32 protein-coding genes and 1 pseudogene are annotated in these 24,185 nt (G+C 69.8%); 26 read left to right on the top strand and 7 right to left on the bottom strand.

From position 1 onward, the window contains the following. Positions 1 to 371, top strand: a pseudogene (locus tag D471_RS0114130) (hypothetical protein); the annotation flags it as partial. 100 nt (positions 372 to 471) lie between these two features. Here the strand turns inward: D471_RS0114130 and D471_RS39495 are convergent. Together D471_RS39495 and D471_RS0114120 are read right to left on the bottom strand one after the other, a co-directional pair. Beyond that, positions 472 to 669 (bottom strand): hypothetical protein, encoded by a 198-nt coding sequence (locus D471_RS39495; RefSeq protein ID WP_152486320.1) that lies wholly within the window; start codon positions 667 to 669, stop codon positions 472 to 474. A gap of 220 nt (positions 670 to 889) precedes the next feature. Next, complete coding sequence (locus D471_RS0114120; RefSeq protein WP_017599212.1) at positions 890 to 1,258, bottom strand: hypothetical protein; 369 nt, start codon at positions 1,256 to 1,258, stop codon at positions 890 to 892. A gap of 608 nt (positions 1,259 to 1,866) precedes the next feature. Between D471_RS0114120 and D471_RS0114110 the strand changes: the two genes are divergently transcribed. The 24 genes from D471_RS0114110 (at position 1,867) to D471_RS0113995 (ending at position 20,986) form a co-directional block, all read left to right on the top strand. Next, positions 1,867 to 2,358, top strand: a complete 492-nt coding sequence (locus tag D471_RS0114110; protein ID WP_449406566.1) for a phage terminase small subunit — start codon at positions 1,867 to 1,869, stop codon at positions 2,356 to 2,358. Continuing rightward, positions 2,342 to 3,973: a hypothetical protein gene (locus D471_RS0114105; RefSeq protein ID WP_017599209.1), complete on the top strand. Its 1,632-nt coding sequence runs from the start codon at positions 2,342 to 2,344 to the stop codon at positions 3,971 to 3,973. Before D471_RS0114110 ends, D471_RS0114105 begins: the two co-directional genes overlap by 17 nt. 12 nt (positions 3,974 to 3,985) lie before the next feature. Next, positions 3,986 to 5,479 (top strand): phage portal protein, encoded by a 1,494-nt coding sequence (locus D471_RS0114100; protein ID WP_017599208.1) that lies wholly within the window; start codon positions 3,986 to 3,988, stop codon positions 5,477 to 5,479. Beyond that, the gene (locus tag D471_RS0114095) at positions 5,476 to 6,459 is read left to right on the top strand and encodes a VG15 protein (protein ID WP_017599207.1); all 984 of its coding nucleotides are present in this window, start codon (positions 5,476 to 5,478) and stop codon (positions 6,457 to 6,459) included. The genes D471_RS0114100 and D471_RS0114095 overlap by 4 nt, the downstream gene beginning before the upstream one ends. Positions 6,460 to 6,482: 23 nt before the next feature. Then, complete coding sequence (locus tag D471_RS0114090) at positions 6,483 to 7,232, top strand: hypothetical protein (RefSeq protein WP_017599206.1); 750 nt, start codon at positions 6,483 to 6,485, stop codon at positions 7,230 to 7,232. Positions 7,233 to 7,252: 20 nt separating this feature from the next. Continuing rightward, on the top strand, positions 7,253 to 8,128 hold the full coding sequence (locus D471_RS0114085; protein WP_017599205.1) for a hypothetical protein: 876 nt from the start codon (positions 7,253 to 7,255) through the stop codon (positions 8,126 to 8,128). Between the two features lie 15 nt (positions 8,129 to 8,143). Then, positions 8,144 to 8,323 (top strand): hypothetical protein, encoded by a 180-nt coding sequence (locus D471_RS0114080; RefSeq protein WP_017599204.1) that lies wholly within the window; start codon positions 8,144 to 8,146, stop codon positions 8,321 to 8,323. A gap of 9 nt (positions 8,324 to 8,332) precedes the next feature. Continuing rightward, positions 8,333 to 8,926, top strand: coding sequence for a head-tail connector protein (locus tag D471_RS0114075; RefSeq protein WP_017599203.1), 594 nt, complete (start codon positions 8,333 to 8,335; stop codon positions 8,924 to 8,926). 12 nt (positions 8,927 to 8,938) lie between these two features. Then, complete coding sequence (locus D471_RS34440) at positions 8,939 to 9,271, top strand: hypothetical protein (protein WP_017599202.1); 333 nt, start codon at positions 8,939 to 8,941, stop codon at positions 9,269 to 9,271. Then, positions 9,268 to 9,606 (top strand): phage head closure protein, encoded by a 339-nt coding sequence (locus D471_RS0114065; protein ID WP_017599201.1) that lies wholly within the window; start codon positions 9,268 to 9,270, stop codon positions 9,604 to 9,606. Before D471_RS34440 ends, D471_RS0114065 begins: the two co-directional genes overlap by 4 nt. Continuing rightward, positions 9,606 to 9,977 carry an HK97-gp10 family putative phage morphogenesis protein gene (locus tag D471_RS0114060; protein ID WP_017599200.1) on the top strand — a complete coding sequence of 124 codons (372 nt, stop codon included), beginning with the start codon at positions 9,606 to 9,608 and terminating at the stop codon, positions 9,975 to 9,977. Before D471_RS0114065 ends, D471_RS0114060 begins: the two co-directional genes overlap by 1 nt. A 12-nt stretch (positions 9,978 to 9,989) precedes the next feature. Next, a complete protein-coding gene (locus D471_RS0114055) occupies positions 9,990 to 10,385 on the top strand; it encodes a DUF3168 domain-containing protein (protein WP_206538941.1) in 396 nt (131 codons plus the stop codon). Positions 10,386 to 10,388: 3 nt separating this feature from the next. Beyond that, positions 10,389 to 10,811: a phage tail tube protein gene (locus tag D471_RS0114050; RefSeq protein ID WP_017599198.1), complete on the top strand. Its 423-nt coding sequence runs from the start codon at positions 10,389 to 10,391 to the stop codon at positions 10,809 to 10,811. A 30-nt stretch (positions 10,812 to 10,841) separates the two neighbouring features. Continuing rightward, positions 10,842 to 11,237 carry a hypothetical protein gene (locus D471_RS0114045; protein WP_017599197.1) on the top strand — a complete coding sequence of 132 codons (396 nt, stop codon included), beginning with the start codon at positions 10,842 to 10,844 and terminating at the stop codon, positions 11,235 to 11,237. 14 nt (positions 11,238 to 11,251) lie between these two features. Further along, a complete protein-coding gene (locus tag D471_RS41145; RefSeq protein WP_017599196.1) occupies positions 11,252 to 11,608 on the top strand; it encodes a phage tail assembly protein T in 357 nt (118 codons plus the stop codon). Positions 11,609 to 11,626: 18 nt separating this feature from the next. Next, positions 11,627 to 13,852 (top strand): phage tail tape measure protein, encoded by a 2,226-nt coding sequence (locus D471_RS0114035; RefSeq protein ID WP_017599195.1) that lies wholly within the window; start codon positions 11,627 to 11,629, stop codon positions 13,850 to 13,852. 6 nt (positions 13,853 to 13,858) lie between these two features. After that, entirely contained in the window at positions 13,859 to 14,209 is a 351-nt protein-coding gene (locus D471_RS0114030; RefSeq protein WP_017599194.1) for a phage tail fiber protein, read from the top strand. Positions 14,210 to 14,222: 13 nt separating this feature from the next. Further along, positions 14,223 to 18,134, top strand: a complete 3,912-nt coding sequence (locus tag D471_RS0114025; RefSeq protein ID WP_017599193.1) for a hypothetical protein — start codon at positions 14,223 to 14,225, stop codon at positions 18,132 to 18,134. A 19-nt stretch (positions 18,135 to 18,153) separates the two neighbouring features. Next, complete coding sequence (locus D471_RS0114020) at positions 18,154 to 18,654, top strand: hypothetical protein (protein WP_017599192.1); 501 nt, start codon at positions 18,154 to 18,156, stop codon at positions 18,652 to 18,654. After that, complete coding sequence (locus D471_RS0114015) at positions 18,654 to 18,953, top strand: hypothetical protein (RefSeq protein WP_017599191.1); 300 nt, start codon at positions 18,654 to 18,656, stop codon at positions 18,951 to 18,953. Before D471_RS0114020 ends, D471_RS0114015 begins: the two co-directional genes overlap by 1 nt. Before the next feature lie 60 nt (positions 18,954 to 19,013). Further along, a complete protein-coding gene (locus D471_RS0114010; protein ID WP_017599190.1) occupies positions 19,014 to 19,862 on the top strand; it encodes a peptidoglycan recognition protein family protein in 849 nt (282 codons plus the stop codon). Next, the gene (locus tag D471_RS0114005; protein ID WP_017599189.1) at positions 19,862 to 20,065 is read left to right on the top strand and encodes a hypothetical protein; all 204 of its coding nucleotides are present in this window, start codon (positions 19,862 to 19,864) and stop codon (positions 20,063 to 20,065) included. The genes D471_RS0114010 and D471_RS0114005 overlap by 1 nt, the downstream gene beginning before the upstream one ends. 155 nt (positions 20,066 to 20,220) lie before the next feature. Continuing rightward, positions 20,221 to 20,625, top strand: a complete 405-nt coding sequence (locus D471_RS0114000) for a hypothetical protein (RefSeq protein ID WP_017599188.1) — start codon at positions 20,221 to 20,223, stop codon at positions 20,623 to 20,625. Positions 20,626 to 20,746: 121 nt separating this feature from the next. Beyond that, on the top strand, positions 20,747 to 20,986 hold the full coding sequence (locus D471_RS0113995; protein ID WP_152486319.1) for a hypothetical protein: 240 nt from the start codon (positions 20,747 to 20,749) through the stop codon (positions 20,984 to 20,986). A 1-nt stretch (position 20,987) separates the two neighbouring features. Here D471_RS0113995 and D471_RS0113990 read toward each other — a convergent pair whose 3' ends face one another. From D471_RS0113990 to D471_RS37655, 4 genes are all read right to left on the bottom strand, one after another. Further along, on the bottom strand, positions 20,988 to 21,170 hold the full coding sequence (locus D471_RS0113990) for a hypothetical protein (protein WP_017599186.1): 183 nt from the start codon (positions 21,168 to 21,170) through the stop codon (positions 20,988 to 20,990). A gap of 219 nt (positions 21,171 to 21,389) precedes the next feature. Then, positions 21,390 to 21,593: a DUF397 domain-containing protein gene (locus D471_RS0113985; protein WP_017599185.1), complete on the bottom strand. Its 204-nt coding sequence runs from the start codon at positions 21,591 to 21,593 to the stop codon at positions 21,390 to 21,392. A 123-nt stretch (positions 21,594 to 21,716) separates the two neighbouring features. After that, on the bottom strand, positions 21,717 to 22,061 hold the full coding sequence (locus D471_RS0113980; protein ID WP_017599184.1) for a hypothetical protein: 345 nt from the start codon (positions 22,059 to 22,061) through the stop codon (positions 21,717 to 21,719). Between the two features lie 70 nt (positions 22,062 to 22,131). Next, the gene (locus tag D471_RS37655; RefSeq protein WP_017599183.1) at positions 22,132 to 22,458 is read right to left on the bottom strand and encodes a hypothetical protein; all 327 of its coding nucleotides are present in this window, start codon (positions 22,456 to 22,458) and stop codon (positions 22,132 to 22,134) included. 305 nt (positions 22,459 to 22,763) lie between these two features. Between D471_RS37655 and D471_RS0113970 the strand changes: the two genes are divergently transcribed. Further along, positions 22,764 to 23,384, top strand: coding sequence for a hypothetical protein (locus D471_RS0113970; protein WP_152486318.1), 621 nt, complete (start codon positions 22,764 to 22,766; stop codon positions 23,382 to 23,384). A 56-nt stretch (positions 23,385 to 23,440) separates the two neighbouring features. On the opposite strand, the gene D471_RS0113965 is transcribed toward D471_RS0113970, so the two are convergent. After that, positions 23,441 to 24,185: hypothetical protein (locus tag D471_RS0113965; protein ID WP_017599181.1), on the bottom strand; the 745-nt coding region annotated here is incomplete at its 5' end.

The following is a 24,185-nucleotide window of genomic DNA, read 5'->3' as shown; positions in this document are numbered from 1 at the left end:
CCGGCCGTCCCCCCGCCGACACGATCCAGGCGATGGCCGCGTGGCTCGCCCCCGTCGTCCAGTGGATCCGCACACGCGAGTACGGCAGTGAGTTCGTCGACGAGGTCCTCGCCGCCGTCCGCCAGGCGGTGCGGGCGGTGGACCGGCCGGTCCGGTACGTGCCGCTCCCGCAGGCGTGCCGGGCCATCACGCTCGTCGGCCAGACCCCGGTCGTGTGCGGCGGGGCGCTGCGCGCCGTCATCGCGCCGGGGCTGCCGTCCGACGGGCAGGTGCGGTGCGAGGTGAGCCGGGAGCACACGTCCACGGTGGCGGCCATGGAGGCGGCGCAGCGGAGGTCAGCACGTACACGTGCGCACTTGCGCACAGCTTGACAAGATGGCAGAATCCGATGTCAGGATGGCGCGAGCTGTCCGAAGACGCCAGACGGCCCCGACCAGCACACGCCGGTCGGGGCCTCTGTCGTGAGGGGACCTACTTCTCGATGCGCTCGATCCTCAGGACCGAGTCGGCACGCACTCGCAGCACGACGTGATCCCGCGATCCAGGGCCATGGAAGAAGTCCACGAACTCCCCAACGGTGTTGAAGAAGCTCGCCTCGACCTCCTCCTCCATCGTCGTTGCCATTCCTGCGGCATTCGCCGCAGTGAGTTCGACCTTGTACTTGGCCACACTGCCTCCTATCGCATAGCGATCTGGGCAGCATAAACGCGTCCCGCGACATTCTGAAGTGCAAGTCCCGCAGGCCCGCCCGGCGGCGACCACACAACAAGAGGCCGTCCCAACACACGCACGCGGGGTTCGGTCGATTGGCCTCGTGCCGCCGGGCGTCACACGTCCCGCTCTGGCTCCGCTCCACTGGGGGGTGGGGGCGTTGAGTCAGGGCGGGGCACTACTCCGCCAACAGGTCCGCCAGGGCCTCCTCGTACTGCACCTGGAGGTCCTCAGGGGTGTCCGCGCCCACGTAGCCCAGCACGATCGGGCCGTTCTGGTGGTAGCCCTCGCCAGCGGTCTCCGCATAGTTCTGGGCGTCCTCGACGGAGTCGTAGCCGTAGACCGACACGTCCTCGGTCGTGATCCGGGACGTGCACACCTCCGGAGTTGAGCAGCCGTCCGAGTTGTCGCGCGCGTCCGTCATCGGGAGCCCAGCCTCCTCGAACGCCTCGGAGACCTCCTGGGCGGTCACCGCACCGCCCCCGCCACCGCATCCGGCCAGAGCCAAGGCAGCCGCGGACATCACGCACACCAGACCACGCCTCATGGCGCTCTCCTCGCATCAGGGGATAGACGCCGCCCAGTACACCCCACCCTCCCCGCCCGCCGAGCCCGTTGGCCGCATCCGGCCACCCCAGGGGGTGCTATGCGACGCCGAGCCCTCCAGGTGTGCCCAACGCCCGGGTGCCCTACCCTCACCCCCTCCGGCCCCTGCCCCTCCTGTCAGGCCAAACGCAAGCAAGCCCGCCCCACATCAGCGCAGGCCGGATACGACGCCCGGTGGTACCGCACGCAACGTGCGTACCTGCGTGAGCATCCGTGGTGTGAGTGCGCCGAACACAGCTCGCAGCCGTGGGTGATGCGGCCACGAGCCACCGAGGTGCACCACGTCGACGGGCTCGGACCGCTCGGGCCGCGAGGCCACGACTGGTCGAACCTCATGGCGCTCACGAAGAGGTGCCACAGCAGGATCACCGCCCGCGAGCAACCAGCCGGGTGGCACGACCGGGAGTAACAACCCGGGGGGTGACCCCCTCGGGGGCTGATGCTCCGGGGCGCCGGGGAGGGCGCAAAAAAGTCCGCCGTGTTCATAGGGTCACCGCCGTCACGCAACGTGGCGGCCGATCGTGCTGCGCAACGCAGCACCGAGGAGTGATGACCATGCCCCGAGGAGGCGCTCGTGTCGCGTCCGGTCCGCCGCCGGATCCGAACGCGCTCCGCCGCAACCGCAAGTCCGACGCTGCCGGGTGGAGGACCCTGCCTGCCGAAGGCCGCCCAGGGCCGCCGCCGAAGTTCCCTCTGGTGGATGTCCAGCCGCGCGAGTGGGACCTGTGGCGCGACCTGTGGTCCCGCCCGCAGGCGGTGATGTGGGAGGAGATGGGACAGGCCTACGAGGTCGCACTGTTGGTGCGCAACCTCAGCGAGGCCGAGCAGCCCGGCGCCCGTGCTGATGTGCAGAAGGTCGTCCGCCAGTACATGGACTCCCTCGGCCTGACCGTGCAGGGGATGCTCCGCAACCGCTGGAAGGTCGACCAGGCCGAGCCGTCGGCACCCGTCGCCGAGGAGGAGCAGCCGAAGAAGGCTGCCACCCCGCGCCGCCGGAGCGCCCGCGACCGGCTGAGGGTCGTCGATGGCGACGGCTCCTGACCCCACCGCGTCCTTCATCGTCGAGTGGCCAACCCTGTGGGTCGTCCCCGACTGGATCGAGGCACACTGCCCGGTGCCCGACGGATTCCGAGCGGGTGACGACCTGGAGCTGTACCCGTGGCAGCTGTGGTGCACCGTCAACCACTACCGGATCAAGCCGCAGGCAACCGTGGGGCAGCTGGCCACCGCGTTCACCTACCGACGGTCGCAGGTGGTGGCGCCGCAGAAGACCGGCAAGGGACCGTGGTCGGCGACGTTGATCCTCGCCGAGGCGGTCGGCCCGGTGGTGTTCGCCGGGTGGGCATCCGGCGGCGAGGTCTATCGGTGTGTGGACCACGGCTGCCCGTGCGGCTGGTGGTACCGGTACGAACCCGGCGAACCGATGGGGACGCCGTGGCCGACCCCGCTGATCCAGCTGACGGCGACCTCGGAGGACCAGACCGACAACGTCTACCGACCACTGCGGTCGATGATCCGCCTCGGCCCGCTCGCCGACGTCCTGCCCAAGGCGGGCGAGGAGTTCATCCGGATCGGCGACGAGGGACGCATCGACGTCGTCACCTCCTCGGCAACGTCACGCCTCGGGCAGCCGATCACGATGGCGTTGCAGGACGAGACAGGGATCTGGACACCGACGAACAAGATGACCAAGACCGCCGACACCCAACGCCGCGGCCTGGCCGGTATGGGCGGGCGGTCGCTGGAGACCACGAACGCCTGGGACCCCAGCGAGGACTCGGTGGCGGAGGCGACGGCGAAGTCGCGACGGCGGGACATCTTCCGGTACCACCCGCAGGCTCCGAAGTCGCTGTCGTACACCGACAAGCGGCAGCGCCGGAAGATCCACCGGTATGTCTACGCGGGCAGCAGCCACGTGGATCTGGACGCGATCGAGGCCGAGGCCGCCGAGATCCTGGAGCGCGACCCCGCCCAGGCCGAGCGGTTCTTCGGCAACCGGATCGTGTCCGGGTCCCGGTCCTGGCTGGACGTCCAGAAGTGGGCCAAGCGCGCCAAGCCCCGCCAGATCAAGCCGAAGACGCGCATCGTCCTCGGGTTCGACGGCTCCGACATCGACGACTGGACGGCGATCCGTGCCGAGACCCTCGACGGGCACCAGTTCACCCCGACGTATGGTCCCGACCGGCAGCCGACCATCTGGAACCCGGCCGACTACCCGGACGGGCAGGTGCCACGCCTGGAGGTCGACGCCGCGGTCGACGAACTGATGCGGACCTTCGACGTGGTGCTCATGTACTGCGACCCGCCCTACTGGGAGTCCGAGGTGGACGCCTGGGTGGACCGGCACGGCCAGCGCAAGGTGATCCGGTGGCAGACCCGCCGGATCGTGCAGATGCACGCCGCGTGCGAACGACTGCGCACCGACGTGCTCAAGAAGGACACCACCTTCACCCACGACGGGTGCGAGCTGACCCACGACCACATCGCCAACACCCGAGCGGCCGCGCGGCCGGGCGACCGGTACGTGCTCCGCAAAGCCTCGGAGCGCCAGAAGATCGACGCCACCGTCACCTCGGTCCTGGCGCACGAAGCCGCCGGGGACGCCGTCGCCGCTGGGATGACCAAACGCAAACGGACCTACGTCTACACCGCATGAGAGGGGGAACGGATGCCGGTCACCCTCGAGCATGCCCGCGCCCTGGTGGACACGCTGGAAGCTGAGTTGTCGACCCGGTGGGGACGTATCAGCACCAACCAGCGCTATTACAAGGGCGAGCAGCCGCTGCGGTTCGCTTCCGAGGAGTTCCGCAAATACCACGGCGAGCGGTACCGCGACTTCTCCGACAACTGGACGCAGGTGGTCGCCGACTCTCCCGTGGAGCGGCTGACCGTCACCGGCGTCAAGCCCGCCGGGGCCGACCAGGCCGACGCCGAGTCGTGGAGGGTGTGGCAGACCAACGCCCTGGACGCCGACTCCCAGCTGGGTTTCCTCGGGTCGGTGGTGTCCGCGCGCAGCTTCGCGCTGGTGTGGGGCAACCCCGACGACGAGGACACTCCTCTGGTCACCTTCGAGGACGCCTCCCAGTGCGTGGTGGCCTACGAGCCCGGATCCCGGCGCCGGCGCCGTGCCGCGCTGCGCCGCTGGCAGGACGGCGAGACCGAGATGGCCGTGCTGTACCTGCCCGACCAGGTATGGAAGCTGGAGCGCCCGCTGCCACGTCAGGAGAAGTCAGCGAACATGGCCCAGGCCGACGAGGAGATCGCCTCCTGGGAGCCGCGCGACACCGGGGCCGAACCGAACCCGCAGACCAACCCGCTCGGCGTGGTGCCGCTCGTGGAGCTGCCGAACCGCCCCCTGCTCGCCGACGATCCGATCTCGGACGTGTCCGGGGTCGTGGCGATGCAGGACGCAGTCAACCTGCTGTGGGCGCAGCTGTTCACCGCCTCGGACTACGCCAGCTTCCCGCAGCGGATCGTCCTGGGAGCCGAGCGGCCGACGATCCCGGTCCTGAACGACCAAGGGGAGGTTGTCGGGGAACGCCCGGCGGACCTGTCCAAGTTCGCTGTCGACCGGGTGCTGTGGGTGGACGGGGAGAACGTGCGCACCGACGAGTGGTCCGCGGCGAACCTGGCCGCCTACTCCGACGTGATCGAGGTGGCGGTCGGGCACATCGCCGCCCAGACCCGCACCCCACAGCACTACCTGGTGGGCAAGATGGCCAACCTGTCCGGCGACGCACTGATCGCCGCCGAGACCGGCCTGGTCAAACGCACCGAGGAGAAACAGCTGTGGTTTGGCCAAGCCCTGCGGGAGGTGTTCGCCCTCGTCGCCCTCGCCCAGGGCGACACCTCCAAGGCCCGCGCGCTGCGGTCCGGACAGGTGCTGTGGGCCGACGCCGAGTCACGGTCGCACGCCCAGCTCGCCGACGCTTTGACCAAGCTCAAGCAGATCGGGTTCCCCTTCGAATGGATCGCTCTGCGGTACGGGCTCACCCCCACCGAGGTCGCCGACATGCTCGCCATGAAGCAGCGCGAGGCCGACATGGATCCGATCGGGGCGATCGCCGACCAGATGGAGCGGGCCCGCCAGATCCCCGCTCCCGATGAGGCACCCGAGGGTGACGGCGAGGAGGCCGGGGGCGACGAGGGCGAGCCCGCGTGAGCGCCCAGGCAGCCATCGACCACCAGCGCGCACAGAAACGCATCGCCCTCGGCGCCGCCGAAGGTCTCGGCGATCTGTGGTCGCAGGTGGATGCGGACAACATCGGCCGGTCCTGGGCCGAGATCGTGCCCAGCGCGGTCACACTGCTGTCGGCCGCGCAGCTGGCCGCCGCCCTGGGGGCGGTGGAGTACCTCGATGAACTCCTTGGCGCCATCGCCCCAGCGGTATCCGCCCTGGCTCCCGAACAGCTGGCCGGTACCGCTTCGGACGGCCGGGACCTGGGCACACTGTTGTCCCGACCGGCGATCACGTCGCTGTCGGCGATCAAGCGCGGTGTCTCTCCGCGCCGCGCACTGGCCGCCGGGCGTGCACAGCTCGACGAGATGGCCCGCACTCAGACCCTGGACATCGGCCGGTCCGTCGAGCAGGTGGGCATGGCGACCCGCCCGCGGGTGGTCGCCTACACCCGTGTGGTGCCGCGTCCGGCGTGTGGCCGGTGCATCGTCCTGGCCGGGCGCGAGTACGCCTGGTCCGAAGGGTTCGCCCGCCACCCTCGGTGCGACTGCACGATGCGGCCCATGAGCCCGGACGAGCGGGTGGAGGGCGACGACCCACGTCGGGTTTTTGAGTCCATGTCCCGAGCACAGCAAGACCGGTCCTTCGGCGCCCACGCCGCCGCAGCCATCCGCGAGGGCGCCGACATCGGCCAGGTGGTCAACGCCCGACGTGGCATGCAGTCCGCCACGAACCGAACCCGGGGCCGCTACACGACCGAGGGCACCACGTCCCGCGGCTACGCCGGACGCCGCCTGGGCGATCTACGCCCCGACGCGTCCGGCCGCTACACCCGGTCCGCCCGGCCGCGGCTGATGCCCGAGGCGATCATGCGCGACGCCTCCGACCGACAGCACGCCCTGGAGCTGCTGTACGAGCACGGCTATCTCACCTCACCGCCACCGCCCGCAACGGGCGGGGGCTGACCAACCCGCAACGGGAGCACACGATGAGCGAGACGCTCGACACCGACCTGCCCGTCCACCCTGTCACCGGCCTCAGGGCGCTCGCCGTCATCGGCGAACGCCCCGTGTGGCCCGTGCTGGGCGGCGCCCTCGACGACGAGGAGGACGAGGGCACCACCGAGGAGGGCGACGGCGGCACCGACGAGACGGCCGCCCCCGAGCAGGAAATCGGCGAGGACGACGAGGCCGACCCCGAGGGAGCCGAGCACCTCGGCGACCCCGGCAAGAAGGCCCTGGCCGCCCAGAAGGAGAAGTGGAAGGCCGAACGAGACCGGCGCCGGGAGCTGGAGAAGAAGCTCGCCGAGTCCTCCCGAGGTGAACGGTTCGCCGACGAGGACGCGGTCCGCGCCGCCACCGAGGCCGTCACCGCCAAGGCCAACGCGCGCATCCTGCGCTCGGAGGTCCGGGCCGCCGCGGCGGGCAAGCTCGCCGACCCCAAAGACGCGTTGCGCCTCCTCGACCTGGGCAGCTTCGACGTCGACGACGATGGCGAGGTCGACTCCGAGGAGATCAGCGACGCGATCGACGACCTGATCAAGCGCAAGCCCTACCTGGCCGCGCAAGGCGGCACCCGTCCCCGCTTCGAGGGGACCGCGGACTCCGGAGCCCGCAAGGGGACCGGCAAGCCCAAGCAGCTCACCCGCGCCGACCTGAAGCGGATGAGCCCCGAGCAGATCGTCAAGGCCCGCGCTGACGGCCGCCTGGACGACGCGCTCGGAATCAGCACACGGTAACCCCTGAAGAGGAGACCATCATGGCCGTAGACACCTTCATCCCGGAGGTGTGGAACGCCGACCTGCTCGTGGCGCTGAAGAAGCGGTACGTGTTCGGCCAGTCCAACGTCATCAACCGCGACTACGAGGGCGACATCGCCCAGTTCGGCGACACCGTCCACATCGGCAGCCTGACCGCGCCAACGATCTCGACGTACACCAAGAACGTCACCACGATCGACCCCGAGACGCTCACCACCACCGATCAGACGCTGCTGATCGACCAGGCCAAGTACTTCGCGTTCGAAGTCGACGACGTCGACGCCCGGCAGGCCCGCGACGGTGGGCAGCTGCTCAGCAAGGCGGCGATGGAGGCCGCCGACGGTCTGCGCGACGTCGCCGACCAGTTCGTGGCGACCCTGATGACCACGAACGCGGGCAACGTGCTCACCGCGGGCTCGGCCAGCACCGCGGACGAGGCGTACAAGATCGTCCTGGCCCTCAAGCTCGCCCTGGACAAGGCCAAGGTCCCCGCCCAGGGGCGGTTCCTGATCGTGGCCCCCGAACTCCACGCGCTGTTGCTCCAGGACGCACGGTTCATCGACGCCTCCCAGTACGGGTCGACCACCCCGATCCTCAACGGCGAGGTGGGCCGCGTCCTGGGCTTCCAGGTGATGGTGTCGCTGAACCTGCCCGAGGGCACCGCCGGAACACCCCCGGCGGTCTCCAACTTCGTCGTGGCCGGGCACTCCATCGCGACCACGTTCGCCGACCAGATCAACAAGACCGAGGCCTACCGCCCCGAGTCGTCCTTCAGCGACGCGATCAAGGGCCTGCACCTGTACGGCTCGCGTGTCGTGCGGCCGGAGGCTCTGGCCGTCATGGACGTGGACGTCACCACCGGCCTGCCCGCCTAAGGAAGGACAAGACCCATGGCGAGGGACACCAAGAAGATCGATCTGGACATCGTCAACAACAGCGGCCAGAAGGTGGGCCTGCGAGTGGAGGAGGGCGGCGAGACACACGAGTACCTGAAGAAGCTCGTGCGCCGCGACGACCTGCGCAGCGTCACCAAGGCCTCCCCGCGTAAGGCCCCGGCCAGCACCGAGTAGGAGGCCGCCGTGCCGCTGTCCCCGCTGGCCACCCGCGCGGACATGACCGCGCTCGGCGTGGCCATCGACGCGAGCGAGGAGCAGCTCGTCGACCGATACCTGGGGGTGGCCTCCGCCGCCGTGCGGTCCGCCGCCGGGTGCCCGATCTCCCAGACGACCGGCACCGTCGTCCTGGCGGGCCGGTGCGAGTCCCGCCTGCCCATGCCAGGGCCGCCGGTCACCTCCGTGACCACCGTGCTCATCGACGAGGCCCAGGTGGACGACTGGCGGCTGTCCCGCCCCCGCGCCTCCCTGTTCCGCAGCTGCGGGTGGGGCGGCGTGGAGGCCGAGGTGGAGGTCACCTACACCCACGGCCTGGCCACGGTGCCCGCCGACATCGTCGACCTGGTGTGCCGGATCGCGACTCAGTCCCTGGTCGCCTACCGATCCGGTTCCGGGGGTGAAGGACTGGCCGCCGGGGACGTGCGCTCCGAGCGCATCGGCGACTACTCGGTCACCTACGGCGGCGACGGGCTCATCACCGAGATGGAGCTCCCCGACTACCTGCGCACCCGGTTGCGCAGCCGCTTCGGCGGCGGCGCGGCCGTGCTGCGCTCCCTCTGAGGAAGGACACTCATGGCCATCATCGCAGCCCAGGACGCCCCCGTTCCGGGCCTGGACGCCATCGTGTGGACCCCGGCGTCGGCCGGGGGCGACGAGGCACCCACCGGTACCGGCATGGTGCTGCTCGTGCGCAACGACGACGCCTCTGCCCACACCCTCACCGTGGCCACCCCCGGCACCGTGCGGGGCATCCCCGTGGAGGACGTCACGGTCACCATCCCCGCCGGGGAGGTGGCGGTGGTGCCGATGGCTTCGGTCTACCGCGACCCGACCATCCGCCGCGCGGCCCTGTCGTGGGACGCCGTGACGGCGGTGGAGGTCGCCGTGCTCAACCTGCCCCGATGAGACGCCGCGCCATCGGCCACCTGCTCAACGTCGAGGTGACCCTGTGGCGGCGCACCACCGTCCCGGATGGGTCCGGCGGGCAGACCACCACGTGGGTGGAGATCGGGCCGGTGCGGTGCCGCATCTCCCAGCCGTCCGTCGCCGAACGGGTGGCCGCCCGCCAGGTGGGGGCCGACCACACCCAACCGATCTACCTCGCCCCCGGGACGGACGTGCACCGGGGTGACGAGCTGCGCCGGGCGGGGCAGACCTGGAGGGTGGTCGCCGCAGTGGTCCCGTCTGAGGACGTGTACCTGCGCGCCGACTGCGAGTTGATCCAGCCGGAGGGGGCGTGATGGCCAAGGTCACCGTCAAGGGCCTCAAGAAGCTGGAGAGGCAGCTCAAGTACCTGCCCGATCAGATCTACGACGGCGCCAAGGCGGCCACCACCGAGTCGGTGACCGCGGTCTACAAGGACATGCGCTCCCGGGTGCCCCGCCAGTCGGGGCAGCTGCATGGGGCGATCGGCCGTCGGGTCCGCGGGGCTCTGCGGGGCGAGGTGGGCGTGTTCGGCGCCAAGCGCGCGTGGTGGGCGGCCCTGGTTGAGTTCGGCACCAGCCGCACGGCCGCACAGCCGTTCGCCCATCCTGCCGCCGAGGCCGAAGCGCCCAAGTACTCCGACCGGCTGCGCCGCCACGTCGGCTCTGCGCTCGACAAGCTCCGATAGGGGGTGGTCGGTGTGGGGGTTCGCCCCGCTGCCGGAATCCAGACGGCTCTCTACCAGCGCCTGAACGGTGCCCTGTCGTGCCCGGTCTACGACTACGTACCCGAGGCCGCTGCCCATCCCTACGTGACGATCGGCGAGATCAGTACCGAATCCGCCGATAACACCCATGACGGGCTCGGCCGCGACACCACCATCTACCTGCATGTGTGGTCACGCGAGCGCGGGTGGATCCAGGCCAACACGATCGCCGACGAGGCGACCACCCTCGTCGACCACCAGCCGCTCACCGTCCCCGGCCACCACACGGTGTCGGTGCGGTTCGAGTTCGGCCAGAACATCACCGACGAGGACCCGGCCATCAGGCACGTCGTCCTCCGGTTCCGCATCACCACAGAACAGGAGCAGTGACCCATGGCTGGACGCGACGGATTCGGCGTTGCCCTCGAGCGCGAGGCGACGCCTGGCGGCGGGGACTACGAGCCGGTGGGGTCGATGACCAACACTTCCGGGCCCACCACCTCCCGGGAGGAGATCGACGTCACCGCCCACGACAGCCCCGACGGGTGGCGTGAGTTCATCTTCGGGCTCAAGGACGGCGGCGAGGTGTCCGCGGATCTCAACTACGACCCGGTCCTGCACGACCCGCTCACCGAGGACTACGAGTCCTCCGAACCGCGTGGCTACCGGGTGATCTTCCCCGACCCGGCGCAGACGACGTGGACCTTCCAGGCCGGTCTCACCGGGTTCGAGCCCGAAGCCCCATTCGACGACAAGCTGTCGGCCTCCCTGACCTGGAAGGTGTCCGGAAAGCCGGTCCTGTCCAGCCTGGCCTGATCACCCCTGAACCAGAAGGAGAAACCCCTCATGCTGCTCGGCAAGGACGCCATCCTCGGTGCCAACGACATCGACTACGAGGACGTGCCCGTCCCCCAGTGGGGCGGGACGGTGCGCGTGGCCGGACTGTCGTCGGCTGACCGTGACGCCTACGAGGCGTCGATGGCCGCCGCTTCCAAGGGCGAGGTCAGCGCTACCCGTCTCCAGAACTTCCGCGCCAAGCTCGTCACCAAGGCGATCGTGAACGAGCAGGGCGAACGGTTGTTCGCCGACGCCGACGCCAAGGAGCTCGGCCGGAAGAACGGCAAGGTCATGGGCGAACTTTGGGACGTCGTGCGCCGCCTGTCCGGCATCGGTAAGGACGCGGTGGAGGAGGGAAAAGCCAGCTCCGGCAGCGCCCCGAGCTCGCCTTCCAGTACCGCCTAGCCGCTCACCTGGGCATGCCCGTCGGCGAGATGCTGCGCCGCATGTCCAGTGCGGAGCTGACGCGGTGGATGGCCTACGAGCAGATCACCGGACCCCTGGGAGGGCAGCGTGATGATCAGCTCGTTGCCCTCCTGGCGTCGGTGATCGCCAACGCCAACCGTGGCAAGGGCGGACGCAAGGCCAAGCCGACGGACTTCCTACCCGACTGGGACCACGACCGCGGCACGTCGTGGGAGGAGCAGCTGGCCGCCGTGCGCGACGCCAACCGGGCCCTGGGCGGCGTCGAGGAGATCCGCGACGCCGACGGCCATACGACCCGCGTCGTCTCGCACGAGCCCGAACAACCATCCATACGCCGCCAGCGGCGGTGACCCTGAGGGAGGTGAGCTGTGGCCACCCTCCAAGAGCTCCTCGTCAAGATCGGTGTCGATGCTAAGGGGGTCGAGTCCGGAGCGGACCGCGCCACCCGCGCCGTCAAGAGCGCCTTCGACGACGTCCAGGCCGACGCTGAAAAGCTCGGCGTGACCCTGGAGGGCATCGGCACCACCGCCGGGCTCGCGACCGGTGCCGCCCTGGGCGTGGGCATCTCCGACGCTCTGGAGATCGGATCGGCCAATGCGAAGCTGACCGCCCAGCTCGGCCTGGCCGAGGACGAGGCGGCGCGGGCGGGTGAGGTCGCCGGGGCGGTGTTTTCCGACGGGTTCGGCTCGTCGATCGGTGAGGTGAACGGCGCATTGGCCGGTGTGCACGGCAACATTGGTGAGCTGGGATCCTTCACCAACGCCGAGTTGGAGGAGATGACCACCTCGGCGCTCACCTTGGCGTCCACGTTCGACCAGGATGTCAACGAAGCCACCGTGGCCGCCGGCCAACTCATGAAGACCGGTCTGGCCGCCAACGGCCAGGAAGCGTTCGACCTCCTCGCCGCTGGGTTCCGGGAGACCGCAGGCCACAACGACGACCTACTCAGCACGGTCACCGAGTACTCCACGCAGTTCCGCAGCATGGGTCTGTCCGGTGAGCAGGCGATGGGGCTCATCTCCCAGGGTCTCCAGGGCGGCGCCCGCGACGCTGACGCGGTCGCTGACGCCATCAAAGAGTTCTCGATCGAGGCCTCCACCGGGTCCGACCGAATCCGGTCGGGTTTCGAGTCACTCGGCCTGCCCGCCGACCAGCTGTTCGCCAAGATCGGCGAGGGCGGCGAGGGCGCGAGCGAGGCCCTGGACACCACCCTGGACGCCCTCCGCAATGTGGAGGACCCGATCCAGCGTGACGCCATCGCCACCGAGCTGTTCGGCACCAAGGCTGAGGACCTCGCTGACGGGCTTTACGCCCTGGATCCCTCCACGGCCGCGCTCGACAACGTGTCCGGGTCCGCGCAGGGCATGGCCGACACGCTCGCCGCCGACCCCGCACAGCAGTTCTCCTCCTCGATCCGGTCGCTGACCACCGACCTGGCCTCCGGGCTCGGCCCGGCTCTGTCCGACGTGGCCGGGTGGGCGTCGGAGAATCAGGGGACGCTCACGATGGTCGCGGGGGCCGTCCTGGGCATTGCTGCGGCGGTCACTGCGGCGACCGTCGCCCTGCGCCTCTACCAGGGCATCATGGTTGCTATCCGGGTCGCCACCTTGATTTGGGCGGGTGTCCAGTGGCTGTTGAACGCGGCTTTTTGGGCGTCCCCGATTACGTGGATCATCCTCGGGATCATCGCCCTGATCGCCGTGATCGTGCTGATCATCGTCTATTGGGACGAGATCGTGGCCGCTACCGGTGCCGCCTGGGACTGGATCAAGGAGAAGCTGGCTGCGGTCTGGGAGTGGATCAAGTCCACCGCCGCCTCTGTTTGGGGTGCCATCGCCGGGTTCTTCGTCGGGCTGTGGGAGTCCATCAAGTCGGCCGTGGCAGCCGCGTGGGACTGGGTGGTTTCCAAGATCTCCGGTGCGTGGGAGGCCATCACCGGCAAGGTGTCCGCGGCCATCGCCTTCGTCAAGTCGGCGATCTCGGCCGGGTTCAACGCCGCGAAGAACCTCGCGATCACCGCGATCCTGGGCATGCACAACCGGGTCGTGGCCACCGTCGGCCGCCTGGTCGGGTTCGTCCGGGGCATCCCGGGCCGCATCCGATCCGCGCTGGGCAACCTCGGATCGCTGCTGTACAACGCCGGGAAGAACGTGATCCGTGGCTTGATCAACGGCATCAGGAGCATGTTCGGGTCCCTGTCGAGCACGGCATCGAGCATGGCCTCCACCATCCGCGACAAGCTTCCCTTCTCCCCGGCGAAGGAAGGGCCGCTGTCCGGCGGAGGCGCTCCGGAGATCTCAGGTGCGCGCATCGCCGAAGGCGTCGGTGACGGCATCCTCGGCGAGCTGACGCGCATCGACCGCATCGCCAACCGGCTCATGTCGCCGCTGGACGACCGCATGGCCGCCACCGCCACTACGGCACCCGCTGCGCCGACCCTGTCCGCCGCCACCGTGGCCGCCACCCAGCGATCCACCGCCGCTCAGTCCATCACTCTCGACGTGACCGGCGGCACCGACGACCTGGTCCGTGTGATCCGCGGGTGGGTGCGCGAGTCCGGCGGCGGCGACGTCACCTCTCTCGGAAGGAGATAGCAGCCCATGGCTCTGACCACCGTGTTCCTCAACGGCCTCTTGGATGGGGCAGGAGTCGACCAGGCCACCCACATGAGCCTGCACACGTCCGACCCCGGGGCGACCGGCGCCAACGAAGCCACGGGCGGTTCCTACGCCCGTAAGGCGATCACCTGGGGTGCGGCCTCCGGCGGCGTCGCCACCGCGTCCCCGCTGGTGTTCGACGTGGAGTCCGCGACCATCACCCACGTGGGCCTGTGGGCGGTGGACGGCACCACGTGGCTCGGCGGCGGTGCCACATCCACGCAGGAGACGTTCGGGGCGGCCGGGGTGCTGACCGTGGACCCGGCCGACCTGAATCTGACCAGCCCGGCGTAGAGAGGAGGATGCCGTGGCCGTCACGGTCGACAACAGCTTGTCTGGGCCTCCCGGGGCGCTGCCCACCACGTCGTCGCTGGCGAACACCGCCCGGGTGGGCACGGTCGACATCGGCGCCCTCGATCGGGCGGTCTATGAGGACCTACAGACGGTCCGGTCGCTGACCACCCTGGAGGTGTCCACCGGCCTGCACCGTGGCGACACCCCGCACCTGACAGCGACGCTCCCGAGTGCCCCGTGGCACCTGCGGGTCTACGCCTACTTGCCCGACCTCCAGGCCGCCGGGTACGGCGAGGACGAGGTGCGGTGGATCGCCCGCCTCGGGTCCTACGGACTGGTCCTGCACGAAACCGCCGGCGGCGATGTGGGCGTAACCCTTCAGCCGGACGGGCTCGACGACAGCGCCCTGTCACCGACCCTGTCCGGAACGGGGGTGGCCCTGGGCCAGTGGGTGCGGATCGAGGCCACCTCGGACGGAACCGACACCGAGGTCCGCCTCTACCCGGGCCACGCCACCTCCGGCGAGCAGGTCGCGACCTTCACCGGCACCGGTCTGGCCGGAGGCGTCACCGCCGAGGTGAGCGCGTACCGGTACCGGCGCGACTTCTACCTGCCCTACGGCAACGGCACGTTCAGCCAGGATGTGCAGGACTACCAGAACCGCTTGATCGACCTCGGATACCCGGCTCCGCTGTTCGGTGCGGATGGTTTCTACGGCGATGAGATGGCCGGGCAGCTGGACGGCTTCGCCGCCGACCACGGCCTCGGGCATCTCGTGGGCACGTTCGGGTCCGGGGGCGGCGCCGGTGCTGAGGTGTTGGCCGCGATCGACCTGGCCTGGGCTGAGGACCAGTCCGCCGCCACACCACCTCCCACCTACCTGTCCCACCTGGCCATCAGCGACTCGGCCGCCCTCGGCCCGGCCGCGGCCCCGGTGACGTCGGCGACCCTGGACGCCTCCGCTGTCCTGACCGCCGACCTGTCCAAGGCGGTGACCACGTCGGCCTCCCTCGCCGCGAGCGGGGACCTGGCCGCCGCCGTGTCCAAGTCGGTGACGACCTCGGCGACACTGTCGGCGTCCGCCGAGCTGACCGCCGTCACCGAGGCCTACCAGCCACCCACCTTCCCTCCGGACCTGGGCGTGGAACTCCAGCTCTCTGATGGCACGTGGGTGGACATCACTGGCGACGTGCGCGTCTCCTCCGACATCCAGATCCGCCGCGGCCGTGCGGACGAGGCCACCCAGGCCGACCCCGCCAAGCTGTCCCTGACGCTGAACAACCGGCACGGCAAGTACTCGCCGCGCAACCCCATGTCGCCGTACTACGGGCTGATCGGCCGCAACACCCCCCTCCGCGTGTCGGTGGAGGATCCGCCGCCGCCGGGCGAGGTGCACCTGGTCGACGGCTTCGCCCGCACCGTCACCGACGGGTGGGGGACCGCTGACACCGGGCAGGTGTGGGACGACCCCTTCGGTAACGTTCCCGCGTCCACGTACTCAGTCTCGGGAGGCCGCGGGCTGATGGCCATGAGCGTCCTGGGCTCGTCGGCGAATCAAACCACCACCACGGACCAGCCCGCCGACTTCGATGCCGAGTTCACGGTCAGCATCGACCGAGTCCCCGCGGGGAGCCTCACGGCCGCCGCGTTCGCTGGCGTCCAGGCCCGCATCGTCGGCAACACTCTGGTCCGGTTCTCAGTGGGCTTCCGCACCGATACCGGGCTCCCCAGCGACGAGGGTCTGCGCATCACCACGGGCATCCAGGAGTTCCAGGACAACGCCCTGATCTTCACCTCCGGGCTCAGCAACGTTCCCGATCTGACCTACGAGCCAGACACCGTGCTGCGAGTTCGGTGCCTGGCGGACGGCCCAGAGCTGCGGATGCGAGTGTGGGCCGATGGCGAGGAGGAGCCTGCCGTCTGGCACACGCAGGCGTACACCAACGTCCTTGACGATGGCCTGTTCGGGCTTCGGTCGATCGTCACTGCTGACGACACCGCCACTCCCCTCACGTTCGCCTACGACGACCTAACGGTGCGTGCCCCCACGCCGCCCGACTACTCGGTGCGGTTCGTGGGCCAGGTCGCGAGCTGGCCGCCCCGGTGGGATCTGTCCGACTCCGACGTGTGGGTGCCTCTCCAGGCCGCGGGCATCCTGCGCCGCCTGGGGCAGGGGCAGTCCCCGCTCCAGTCGGCCCTTCGATCCGCCATCCCGGCCTACTGGCCCCCGGCCTACTGGCCGTTGGAGGACGGCGTGGACACCACCCGGCCCACAGCTGGCGTGGACAACGTGGAACCGCTGATCGCCTCCGGGTTGGTTTTCGCTGACGACGACAGTCTGATCAGCTCCGAACGGCTTCCCACGATCACCGACAACGCACGACTGCGGACCTCACGGGCGATCCCCATGGACGACGTGAACGGCTGGGAGGTCGATTTCTTCTACAAGCTCCCCGAGCCTGAAACCCTGACCTCAGAGCAGGTGCTGTTCAACATCATCACGACTGAGGGCCGGGCTCAGGCGAGCCTGCTGGAGTTCAGTGGTGACCTGTACATCGTGGGGCGGATCTACGACGCGGACGATGTGGAGATCAACGCGCACAGCGGCAACCTGACCGGCCGCACTCCGCCGTTCTTCAACGACTGGCGGCGTTTCCGTTTTCTGGCAGTACAGAACGGGTTCCTCGTCGATTGGGAGATCGCCTGGTTCGACCAGACCACGGACGGCTCTGCCATCAGCGCTGACTACACCGGTACCGCTGGCAGGGCCACGGGGATCGACACCAGGTTCGGCTCCGAACTGGAGGGGATGTCCCTCGGGCACCTGTCCGTGTGGGGCGGCGTCTTCCCCCTGGCGTACAACGACTCGTTCAGCGGCTACAGCAGAAACGACACCGCCAGGACCCGCCTGAACCGCATCAGCACAGAGCAGAACGTGCCGATGGAGATCATGGGCGCCGCCGACACCCGGCTCGGCCCACAACCCCGCGGCACGTTCCTGGACGTGGTGACCGACGCCCAGGCCCCAGACCTGGGGGTGGCCGGGGAGCTGCGTGACCGGCTCGGCCTGTCCTACCGGGGCCGCGACACCCTGTACAACCAGCCCCCCGTGCTCACCCTCGACTACGGCAGCGGTGAGATCTTCGCGCCGATCGAGCCGACCGACGACGACCAGGCCACCCGCAACGACGTCACGGTCAAGCGGACTCGCGGGGCGAGCTACCGCGTGGTAGACGAGACCGGGCCGCTCGGCGTCGCCGCGGTGGGCCGCTACGACGAGTCAGTGACGCTCAACCTCGCCGACGACGCCCAGCTGCCCGACCAGGCCGCGTGGCGACTCCACCTGGGCACCGTGGATGAGATGCGCTTCCCCACCATCCGCCTCAACCTGGCCAACCCCAGGATGGCCGCCCACATCCCGACCATCGTGGCCCTGGATGCCGGGGACCGGGTGCGCATCCTCAACCCACCCTCGTGGGTGCAAGCGGCGGAGATCGACGTGATCGTCCAGGGCTACGAGGAGCGGATCAACACCCACGCCTGGGACATCACCCTGGTGTGCACCCCGGCCTCGCCGTGGACCGTGGGCGAGGCCGCTGACGGCACCACCGGAGGGGAGCCGGACGCGCCCGAGCGCGCTGACACCGCCGGATCCGAGCTGGCGTTCGCCATCGACGATGCCGAAACCACCCTGTCCGTGGCCACCACGGCGGGCCCGACTTGGATCACCTCCGCTGACTACCCGGACGACTTCCCGTTCGACATCACCGTCGGCGGCGAGGTGATGCGGGTCAGCCTGATCATCGGCGACGGGTCCTCGCTCCCGCAGACCGTGGAGGTCACCCGCGGGATCAACGGCATCACCAAGCCGCACCCGGCCGGAGCGGATGTGCGCCTGGCCCACCCCATGACCATCGCACTCTGACCAGAAGGGAGGCGCCACCGTGCCGTTTCCGTGGCTGGCGGGCATGCGTGTGACCGCCGAGCGCCTCAACGAGCACAACCCCGTCTACGCCTACAAGAGCGTCAACGAGGACCGCACCAACACCACCACCGTAGCCCCGGACTCCGACCTGACCCTGACCCTGGGCGACGGCGTGTGGGACATCCACGCCATGATCGACTACGCGGGCACCGCCAACTCCGGCGGCATCCGCGTCTCCTGGTCGACCACCATGACCACCGTGTCCCTGCGTGCCGTCCAGGGCCCCACCGCGACGTCCACGAACCGGCTGGACACGAACATGCGCTCGGCGGTGCACGGGATGGGCACCGAGGCCGAGTACGGCAACACCCAGGGCTCGGGTCTGCGGGCTGCGGCACGGGAGGGTTTCATCCTCCAGGGCCCCGGCACGATCACCCTGGAGTGGGCGCAGATCACCTCCCACGCGGACCCGACCACGCTGTCGGATGACTCCTACCTTCGAGCCCAGCGGGTGGGCTGATGCCCGACGACTCCCTGGAAGGGCTACGCCGAACGATAGAGGTCGGCCTCGCCCAGGTGTCCGGACGCCTGGACGTCATCATCCAACGCCTGGAACACCAAGCCGCCCGCACCGACGAGCACGCCCGACAGCTCGGCGAACTCGACACCCGCCTCGACGAGCTGGAGCGGGTCACCGTCACCCGCGAGGACATGGACACCCGAGCCACCCGCACGATCGCGATCACGGCCGTCATCGTGACCGGCATCGGCATCGTCGCCGGGGCCGTGGTGGCCGTCGGCACCGCCGCCCTGTCCTAGAACCACCACCCCACCACCCCGGCCGCCGCCGGGGCCTTCACCATGCCCTGGAGGCGCCCGATGATCGACTACCCGCGGACCTACTTCGGCTGGTCCGCGTCCTCCCCCGCCGACTACGCCGACCCTCGATCCGGTCTCGTCGTCCACTACAACGGTGCCCCGACCGGGCTCGGCGACCACTCCGACTGCGTCTCCTACTGGAAGTCCACCCGCGACGACCACGTCAACAACCGCGCCTGGGCCGACATCGGCTACAGCTTCGGCGTCTCGGTCGAGGGCCACGTCTTCGAGGGCCGGGGGCTGTACCGCTACCAGGCCGCCCAGGGCACCACCGCCGGGAACGCCAGCTACTACAGCGTGTCCCTGATGATCGGCGACGGTGAGAGGCCCACCCCGGCGCAGATCGACGGGGTGCGGCGGCTCCGCCAGTGGCTCATGGACGAGCACGGCGTGTCCGGGACCGTGCTCGGCCACCGCGACTTCTCCTCCACCTCGTGCCCCGGGAGCGTGCTCTACGCCCTGGTCGAGGACGGCACGTTCACCCAGCCCCCCGGGGCACCGACCCCCATCACCCCAGAAGGAGACGAGGAGATGCTCGGACTCAGCGAAGGCGACAGCGGATCGGCCGTATACGCCCTTCAGACCACCCTCGGCCACGCCGGATTCGGCGACACCGTGGGCACCATCGACGGCGACTATGGCCCCAAGACCGCCGCGGCCGTACTGGAATGCCGACAATGGGTCGGATCCTCCGCGACCAGCGGCGCGCACATCAACGGGTACGCCGCCGCGCAGATCCGGCGCGCGGTCGCACGCCGGGAGGCTCTGGACGCGGTCGCGAACCTGTCCACCGGCACCGGCCTGCCCGCGACCGTGCGCGTATCCGGCGAGCTGGAGGTGACCAGCTGATGCACTCCACCCCGAAGGCTCCCGGGCACCTGGCCCCCGAGAAGAAGGTCACCGCCGCCGGTGCGAGCGGTGCGGCCGTGACTGTGCTCATCTACGTCGCCGGGCTCTTCGGCCTGGACGTGCCCGAGGTCGTCGCCGCTGCGGCCGTGACTCTCGTCGCCGCGGCTGCCGCGTACCTGGCCCCGCACACCCGCCGGTCGTAGACCGCACGCCAGAGCCCCCGCTCCTCGCACGAGGAGCGGGGGCGCTTTGGCGTACCGACTGGCACTCCGATCCGGAAGAACTCGCTCGACTCTCCACAAATCGTGCCTGATCTGGAAGAATGCGACCCCGAGCACACCGGAGTACAGGGGCGCTCATGAATCACTTCACCCCCGAAGACCACCCCCGAACCGAGCGCGAACAGCTGGACGCCGAAGCTGCATTGCTACGCGGCGCGGAGTGGGCGCTCACTGAGGATCCTGACGCCTTCGAAGCGCTAGTGCTCGCGCACGGGGCCCGAATCCTCACCGTCACTCACCCATCGGAGAGCACCGAGGATCCCTCCGAGGGATTCCAGGCGTGGCGAGCCGCGTGCTCGCTGCTGTCGCCACGGGAGCACCTGGTGGTCAGTGCTCTTGCGTCGGATCAGGACATCATCTTCGTCCCGCCTCCGTCCGCCGACGAGCTGGTGCACCGCCTGGCGTGCATCGCCCGCGCGGTCAGCGGCGGTGCGTGGGACGTCGTTGAGGGGTACCGGCCGCTCCCCGCAGACGAGGCGTAGCCGCTGACGCTGCGTCGCCCCCACCCTCCCCTGCGCGGGAGGGTGGGGGCTTCGTCGCGTCCGCTTCCGGCCACCGCCCCCACCTGCATGCGCCGGGTGCGACTATGCCTCCATGGCGCGGATGGACAGGTGGCCACACGAAGAGCTGGTGACGATGTACGGCGGCCCGATGGACGGCGAACAGATGGCCTATGACCCGGGCGACCTACCCGCCGACCCACGTGAGTGGGGCGGCTACTACATGGTGCCGCCGGAGATGGCCCCCGAGGCTCCCGTGGGCGTGGAGCTGCGGGCAGCCTACGAACCTGACCCTGATGGCGACGTGACTCGGTGGCTGTTCCGTGGGTGGGTGCCCTGGTAGGTCAGGACACCCGCACCTCCTCCCACCATCCGGAGGTCTCGCCGAGTCCCTCCAGCTCGTCATGGACCGTGGACGCGAGTCGGTCGCGTGTGGAGTCGTTCTCGCCGAGCGTGTGGTCGGCCCGGTAGGTGTCCTCCTGGTCCGGTGTCATCGGGATCCGGACCGTGAGCCGGTACTCCGCCATGTATCCCCCCTGTGGCTGTACGTGATGATGTGAGGGTTGAAAGTGGGGCCACCGGTCCCCCTCGGCCGGTGGCCCCTTCGGCCCGGACCTCCCCAGGCCGGGCCCGGCCGCCCCGCATCCCCCAACGCTGGGGCGGCCTCATCCCGCGCGCCCGCGGGGGTCTACTGCTTGGTGTCCGTGTGGGTCACCACATCCGGTACCAGCCCAGGAGCCACCCCATCAGGAGACCGCCGCAACCAGGGCGGCCCACTCGGTGGCGGGCAGCTGGCCGATCACGTCGCGCGTCTGGGTGTCGCCGACGCTCACACCCGTGCGCCCCGCCAGGAGGGCAGCGACGCAATTGGATGCACCCTGGCTGGCCTCGGCCTTCACCCACTGGTCGGTGGGCAGGGACTTTCGTCCATTGGTGTGCACGATCTGCATTCGTATGCTCCTTCGTAATCCGGTTTCCTTCGGGCCCCGACGAGCGGTTGCCGCCACTCGCGGGGGTGGGCCTGGTGGCCCTACGGCGCCCACACGCAGACGCGTGTGGGCGCCGAGTCTGTGTCACAGCCCGGCGTAGACCCGGCGCATCCACGCCGGGGCGGGAGGCCGTGACCGGCCGGTGCCGGGGATGCGGGCCCACCACTCGTCGAGGCCCGCGAAGTCGTCGCCCGTGAGCTGCCGGTCGGTGCTCGCGAAGCCCATGGTGAAAACCGCGCCGCGCGGCAGAGGGGTGACGCCGGGGCGAGCGGGCCACTCCTGGAGCCACAGATCCCCGCACAGCCACATGCGGATCGCAGCGGCGACGTGGCCGTCTCGGATGATGCGCAGGTCTACCGACCGGCCTTGCACGACCGGGACGAGTCCTGCCTCGCGGGCGGCGTCGACCATGGTGCGGATGGGGTCCATGACGTCCTCTCTGTGGTGTGGGGCCGCGCCCCGGGCGCGACGGGTGAAGGGGAGCCCGGGGCGCGGCGGTCTACGTGGTCGCGGCGGACGCGGCCTGGCTGGTGTGGCGGCCGATCATCGTGTCCAGCTGCTCCACGGTCGGCTCGACCTCGGTCTTCCAGTAGGCGTTCGGGTCGTAGGCGGTCGCCATCCACAGTCCGCTCGGCAGGTACACGATGTGGTGGGAGTGGCCCCACCGGGCGCGGAGCCGGGGGAGCGCAACCTCGGGCGGCTCCCAGGTATCGCCCCGGGCGTCCTGGTGGTCGCCGTCGTGGTCCAGGTCCAGGACGCAGCGGCGGACGTAGCCGGAGTGGTCGCGGCCGATCTCGGGACACATGGGAGGCAGATCGGAGGTCATGCGACCCTCCTCGCGGCGAGAAGCAGCCGCACTCCCAGCGCCAATGGGGCGAGGTCGCCAGCGGGCCACGCCACGTAGGCGCGGATGCGCTCTGCTCGCCGCGGTCGCCGCCAGCCCAGACGGATGGCCAGCGGTCGGGGTGGTCTTGTCGTCTGGGTCTTCCGTGTCATGGTCATCACCTCTTGCAGTCGCGTCGCATGACCGATCGTCGTCAGACACGCACTGGATGAGGAGTGGCCCCGGGGGTAGCCAAATAGTTAACCCCCCTCTTAAGATTGGATAGCACTCAACCGAAGGGGACTCACGTGGCCGACCAGATCGCCAACGACCTGACTCGACAAGGCGCACTTGACCTCGCTGTTCGACGCGCAGGGGCGGGCGCGACGCCCTTCCCCCGGCTCGCTGCGACCCTTCACGGAGAGGAGGCTGGCATGTGGGTGGCCGGTGGCCAGGCATGGTCAGCGCTGGCCACCGGAGCGGCATGGTCGGTCGTCTGCCGACCGGTTGCCGAGGTGATTCGCGACGCCGAGCGCGCGCTCAGCGGCACCTTCCGCGCACTCACCGACCCCACTCGGCTCACCGGAGAGGCTGACCGCGACGCCCACCTGGAGACCTGGGCGGAGTTCGCTGACCTCTTCCTGGCCAACCTCGATGGCGATCCGGCCGAGGTCGACTCGGCCATCACCACACGCATGGAGGAGGCACGCACGTGGCTGTCCGTGCTTTCATTCCTGCGGGCCCACCACATCCGCGAGGCATTCGGAGCCGAGCGTGGTTCCCAGGCAGCAGCTGCTCGCGCGCTGGACATCTCGCCCGCCGCCGTCTCTGGGATCCTTTCCGCCGATGACGAGAGGTGGGCCTCCTGGCGGCATGACGCCGACGAGATCGCGGCCGGACGGTCGCCGCGTGACCCCGTCGAGCTGTAGATGCTCACACGAGAAGGCGCCCCGCAATCTCGCCTGCGGGGCGCCTTCTCGTGTGCTCAGGCGGCTCTGACCTCTTCAGCCAGTCGACGGAGCGTGACGGATCGCTGTGGTGCGGGGAGCTTGTTGAGTGCAGTCGTGGCGTGCGAAGTCCCGCCGCGCCGGTCCCCGGCTTTCGCCAGGAGGAGGCCACGGTGCATGTCGAGGTGGGTCTGGTATCGGTCATGCCCGACAGGGATCGTCCTCTCGGCCTCCTCCTGAGCGGCCAGCGCTGCCCGTTCATCACCAGTGCGCGAGGCTGCGCCCGAGGTGAAGATCTTGAACCGCCACCACGGCATGTTGAAATCCGTCGCTGCCTCGTCCACCCCGGCCGCGTCGAAGGTGCGCCGGGCGTCGTCCAGGTGGTCGGCCGCCGCCTGGGCGTCACCACGCACGGCCGCCACGTGCGAGGCTGCGAGCTGGGCACTCAGCCGCCCCACTGTCGGGGTCTCGTCCAGGGCAAGTGCCTGAGTGGCGAGGAGGTCGGCGGTGTCCACGTCCGACCGGTCGTAAGCGATCGCCAGCGAGGCCCGGCCACGCACCCAGACCCGGGTCTGAACATCCTCGGAGCGGTCCGCGAGTGCTGCGGATCGGCGATACCACTGGACAGCGGTGGCGTGGTCACCGAGCGGCATGGTCTTCGCGAAGAAGACAGCGAGCACTGCGGCGGTTGCCCAGGCCTGCGGCTCAGCGAGGGACTGCTGGATGGCGACCATGTCCACAGTGAGGCGGTCACGGATGCCCGCCACACCCTGACGCATGTAG

Source organism: Nocardiopsis lucentensis DSM 44048, assembly GCF_000341125.1.
GTDB lineage: Bacteria > Actinomycetota > Actinomycetes > Streptosporangiales > Streptosporangiaceae > Nocardiopsis > Nocardiopsis lucentensis.
Note: the sequence above shows the minus strand (reverse complement) of the source record. Positions and strands in the feature narration are given on the sequence as shown.

What these genes read in the sequence shown, in the direction of transcription:
- D471_RS0114010 (WP_017599190.1), top strand. Translation starts at nt 19,014, where the DNA reads ATGATCGACTACCCGCGGACCTACTTCGGCTGGTCCGCGTCCTCCCCC.
- D471_RS0114105 (WP_017599209.1), top strand. Translation starts at nt 2,342, where the DNA reads ATGGCGACGGCTCCTGACCCCACCGCGTCCTTCATCGTCGAGTGGCCA.
- D471_RS41145 (WP_017599196.1), top strand. Translation starts at nt 11,252, where the DNA reads ATGCCCGTCGGCGAGATGCTGCGCCGCATGTCCAGTGCGGAGCTGACG.
- D471_RS0114090 (WP_017599206.1), top strand. Translation starts at nt 6,483, where the DNA reads ATGAGCGAGACGCTCGACACCGACCTGCCCGTCCACCCTGTCACCGGC.
- D471_RS0113980 (WP_017599184.1), bottom strand. Translation starts at nt 22,061, where the DNA reads ATGGACCCCATCCGCACCATGGTCGACGCCGCCCGCGAGGCAGGACTC.
- D471_RS0114110 (WP_449406566.1), top strand. Translation starts at nt 1,867, where the DNA reads ATGACCATGCCCCGAGGAGGCGCTCGTGTCGCGTCCGGTCCGCCGCCG.
- D471_RS0113995 (WP_152486319.1), top strand. Translation starts at nt 20,747, where the DNA reads ATGGACAGGTGGCCACACGAAGAGCTGGTGACGATGTACGGCGGCCCG.
- D471_RS0114000 (WP_017599188.1), top strand. Translation starts at nt 20,221, where the DNA reads ATGAATCACTTCACCCCCGAAGACCACCCCCGAACCGAGCGCGAACAG.
- D471_RS0114080 (WP_017599204.1), top strand. Translation starts at nt 8,144, where the DNA reads ATGGCGAGGGACACCAAGAAGATCGATCTGGACATCGTCAACAACAGC.
- D471_RS0114030 (WP_017599194.1), top strand. Translation starts at nt 13,859, where the DNA reads ATGGCTCTGACCACCGTGTTCCTCAACGGCCTCTTGGATGGGGCAGGA.
- D471_RS34440 (WP_017599202.1), top strand. Translation starts at nt 8,939, where the DNA reads ATGGCCATCATCGCAGCCCAGGACGCCCCCGTTCCGGGCCTGGACGCC.
- D471_RS0114100 (WP_017599208.1), top strand. Translation starts at nt 3,986, where the DNA reads ATGCCGGTCACCCTCGAGCATGCCCGCGCCCTGGTGGACACGCTGGAA.
- D471_RS0114065 (WP_017599201.1), top strand. Translation starts at nt 9,268, where the DNA reads ATGAGACGCCGCGCCATCGGCCACCTGCTCAACGTCGAGGTGACCCTG.
- D471_RS0114120 (WP_017599212.1), bottom strand. Translation starts at nt 1,258, where the DNA reads ATGAGGCGTGGTCTGGTGTGCGTGATGTCCGCGGCTGCCTTGGCTCTG.
- D471_RS0114015 (WP_017599191.1), top strand. Translation starts at nt 18,654, where the DNA reads ATGCCCGACGACTCCCTGGAAGGGCTACGCCGAACGATAGAGGTCGGC.
- D471_RS0114085 (WP_017599205.1), top strand. Translation starts at nt 7,253, where the DNA reads ATGGCCGTAGACACCTTCATCCCGGAGGTGTGGAACGCCGACCTGCTC.
- D471_RS37655 (WP_017599183.1), bottom strand. Translation starts at nt 22,458, where the DNA reads ATGACCTCCGATCTGCCTCCCATGTGTCCCGAGATCGGCCGCGACCAC.
- D471_RS0114005 (WP_017599189.1), top strand. Translation starts at nt 19,862, where the DNA reads ATGCACTCCACCCCGAAGGCTCCCGGGCACCTGGCCCCCGAGAAGAAG.
- D471_RS0113990 (WP_017599186.1), bottom strand. Translation starts at nt 21,170, where the DNA reads ATGGCGGAGTACCGGCTCACGGTCCGGATCCCGATGACACCGGACCAG.
- D471_RS0114050 (WP_017599198.1), top strand. Translation starts at nt 10,389, where the DNA reads ATGGCTGGACGCGACGGATTCGGCGTTGCCCTCGAGCGCGAGGCGACG.
- D471_RS0114060 (WP_017599200.1), top strand. Translation starts at nt 9,606, where the DNA reads ATGGCCAAGGTCACCGTCAAGGGCCTCAAGAAGCTGGAGAGGCAGCTC.
- D471_RS0113985 (WP_017599185.1), bottom strand. Translation starts at nt 21,593, where the DNA reads ATGCAGATCGTGCACACCAATGGACGAAAGTCCCTGCCCACCGACCAG.
- D471_RS0114045 (WP_017599197.1), top strand. Translation starts at nt 10,842, where the DNA reads ATGCTGCTCGGCAAGGACGCCATCCTCGGTGCCAACGACATCGACTAC.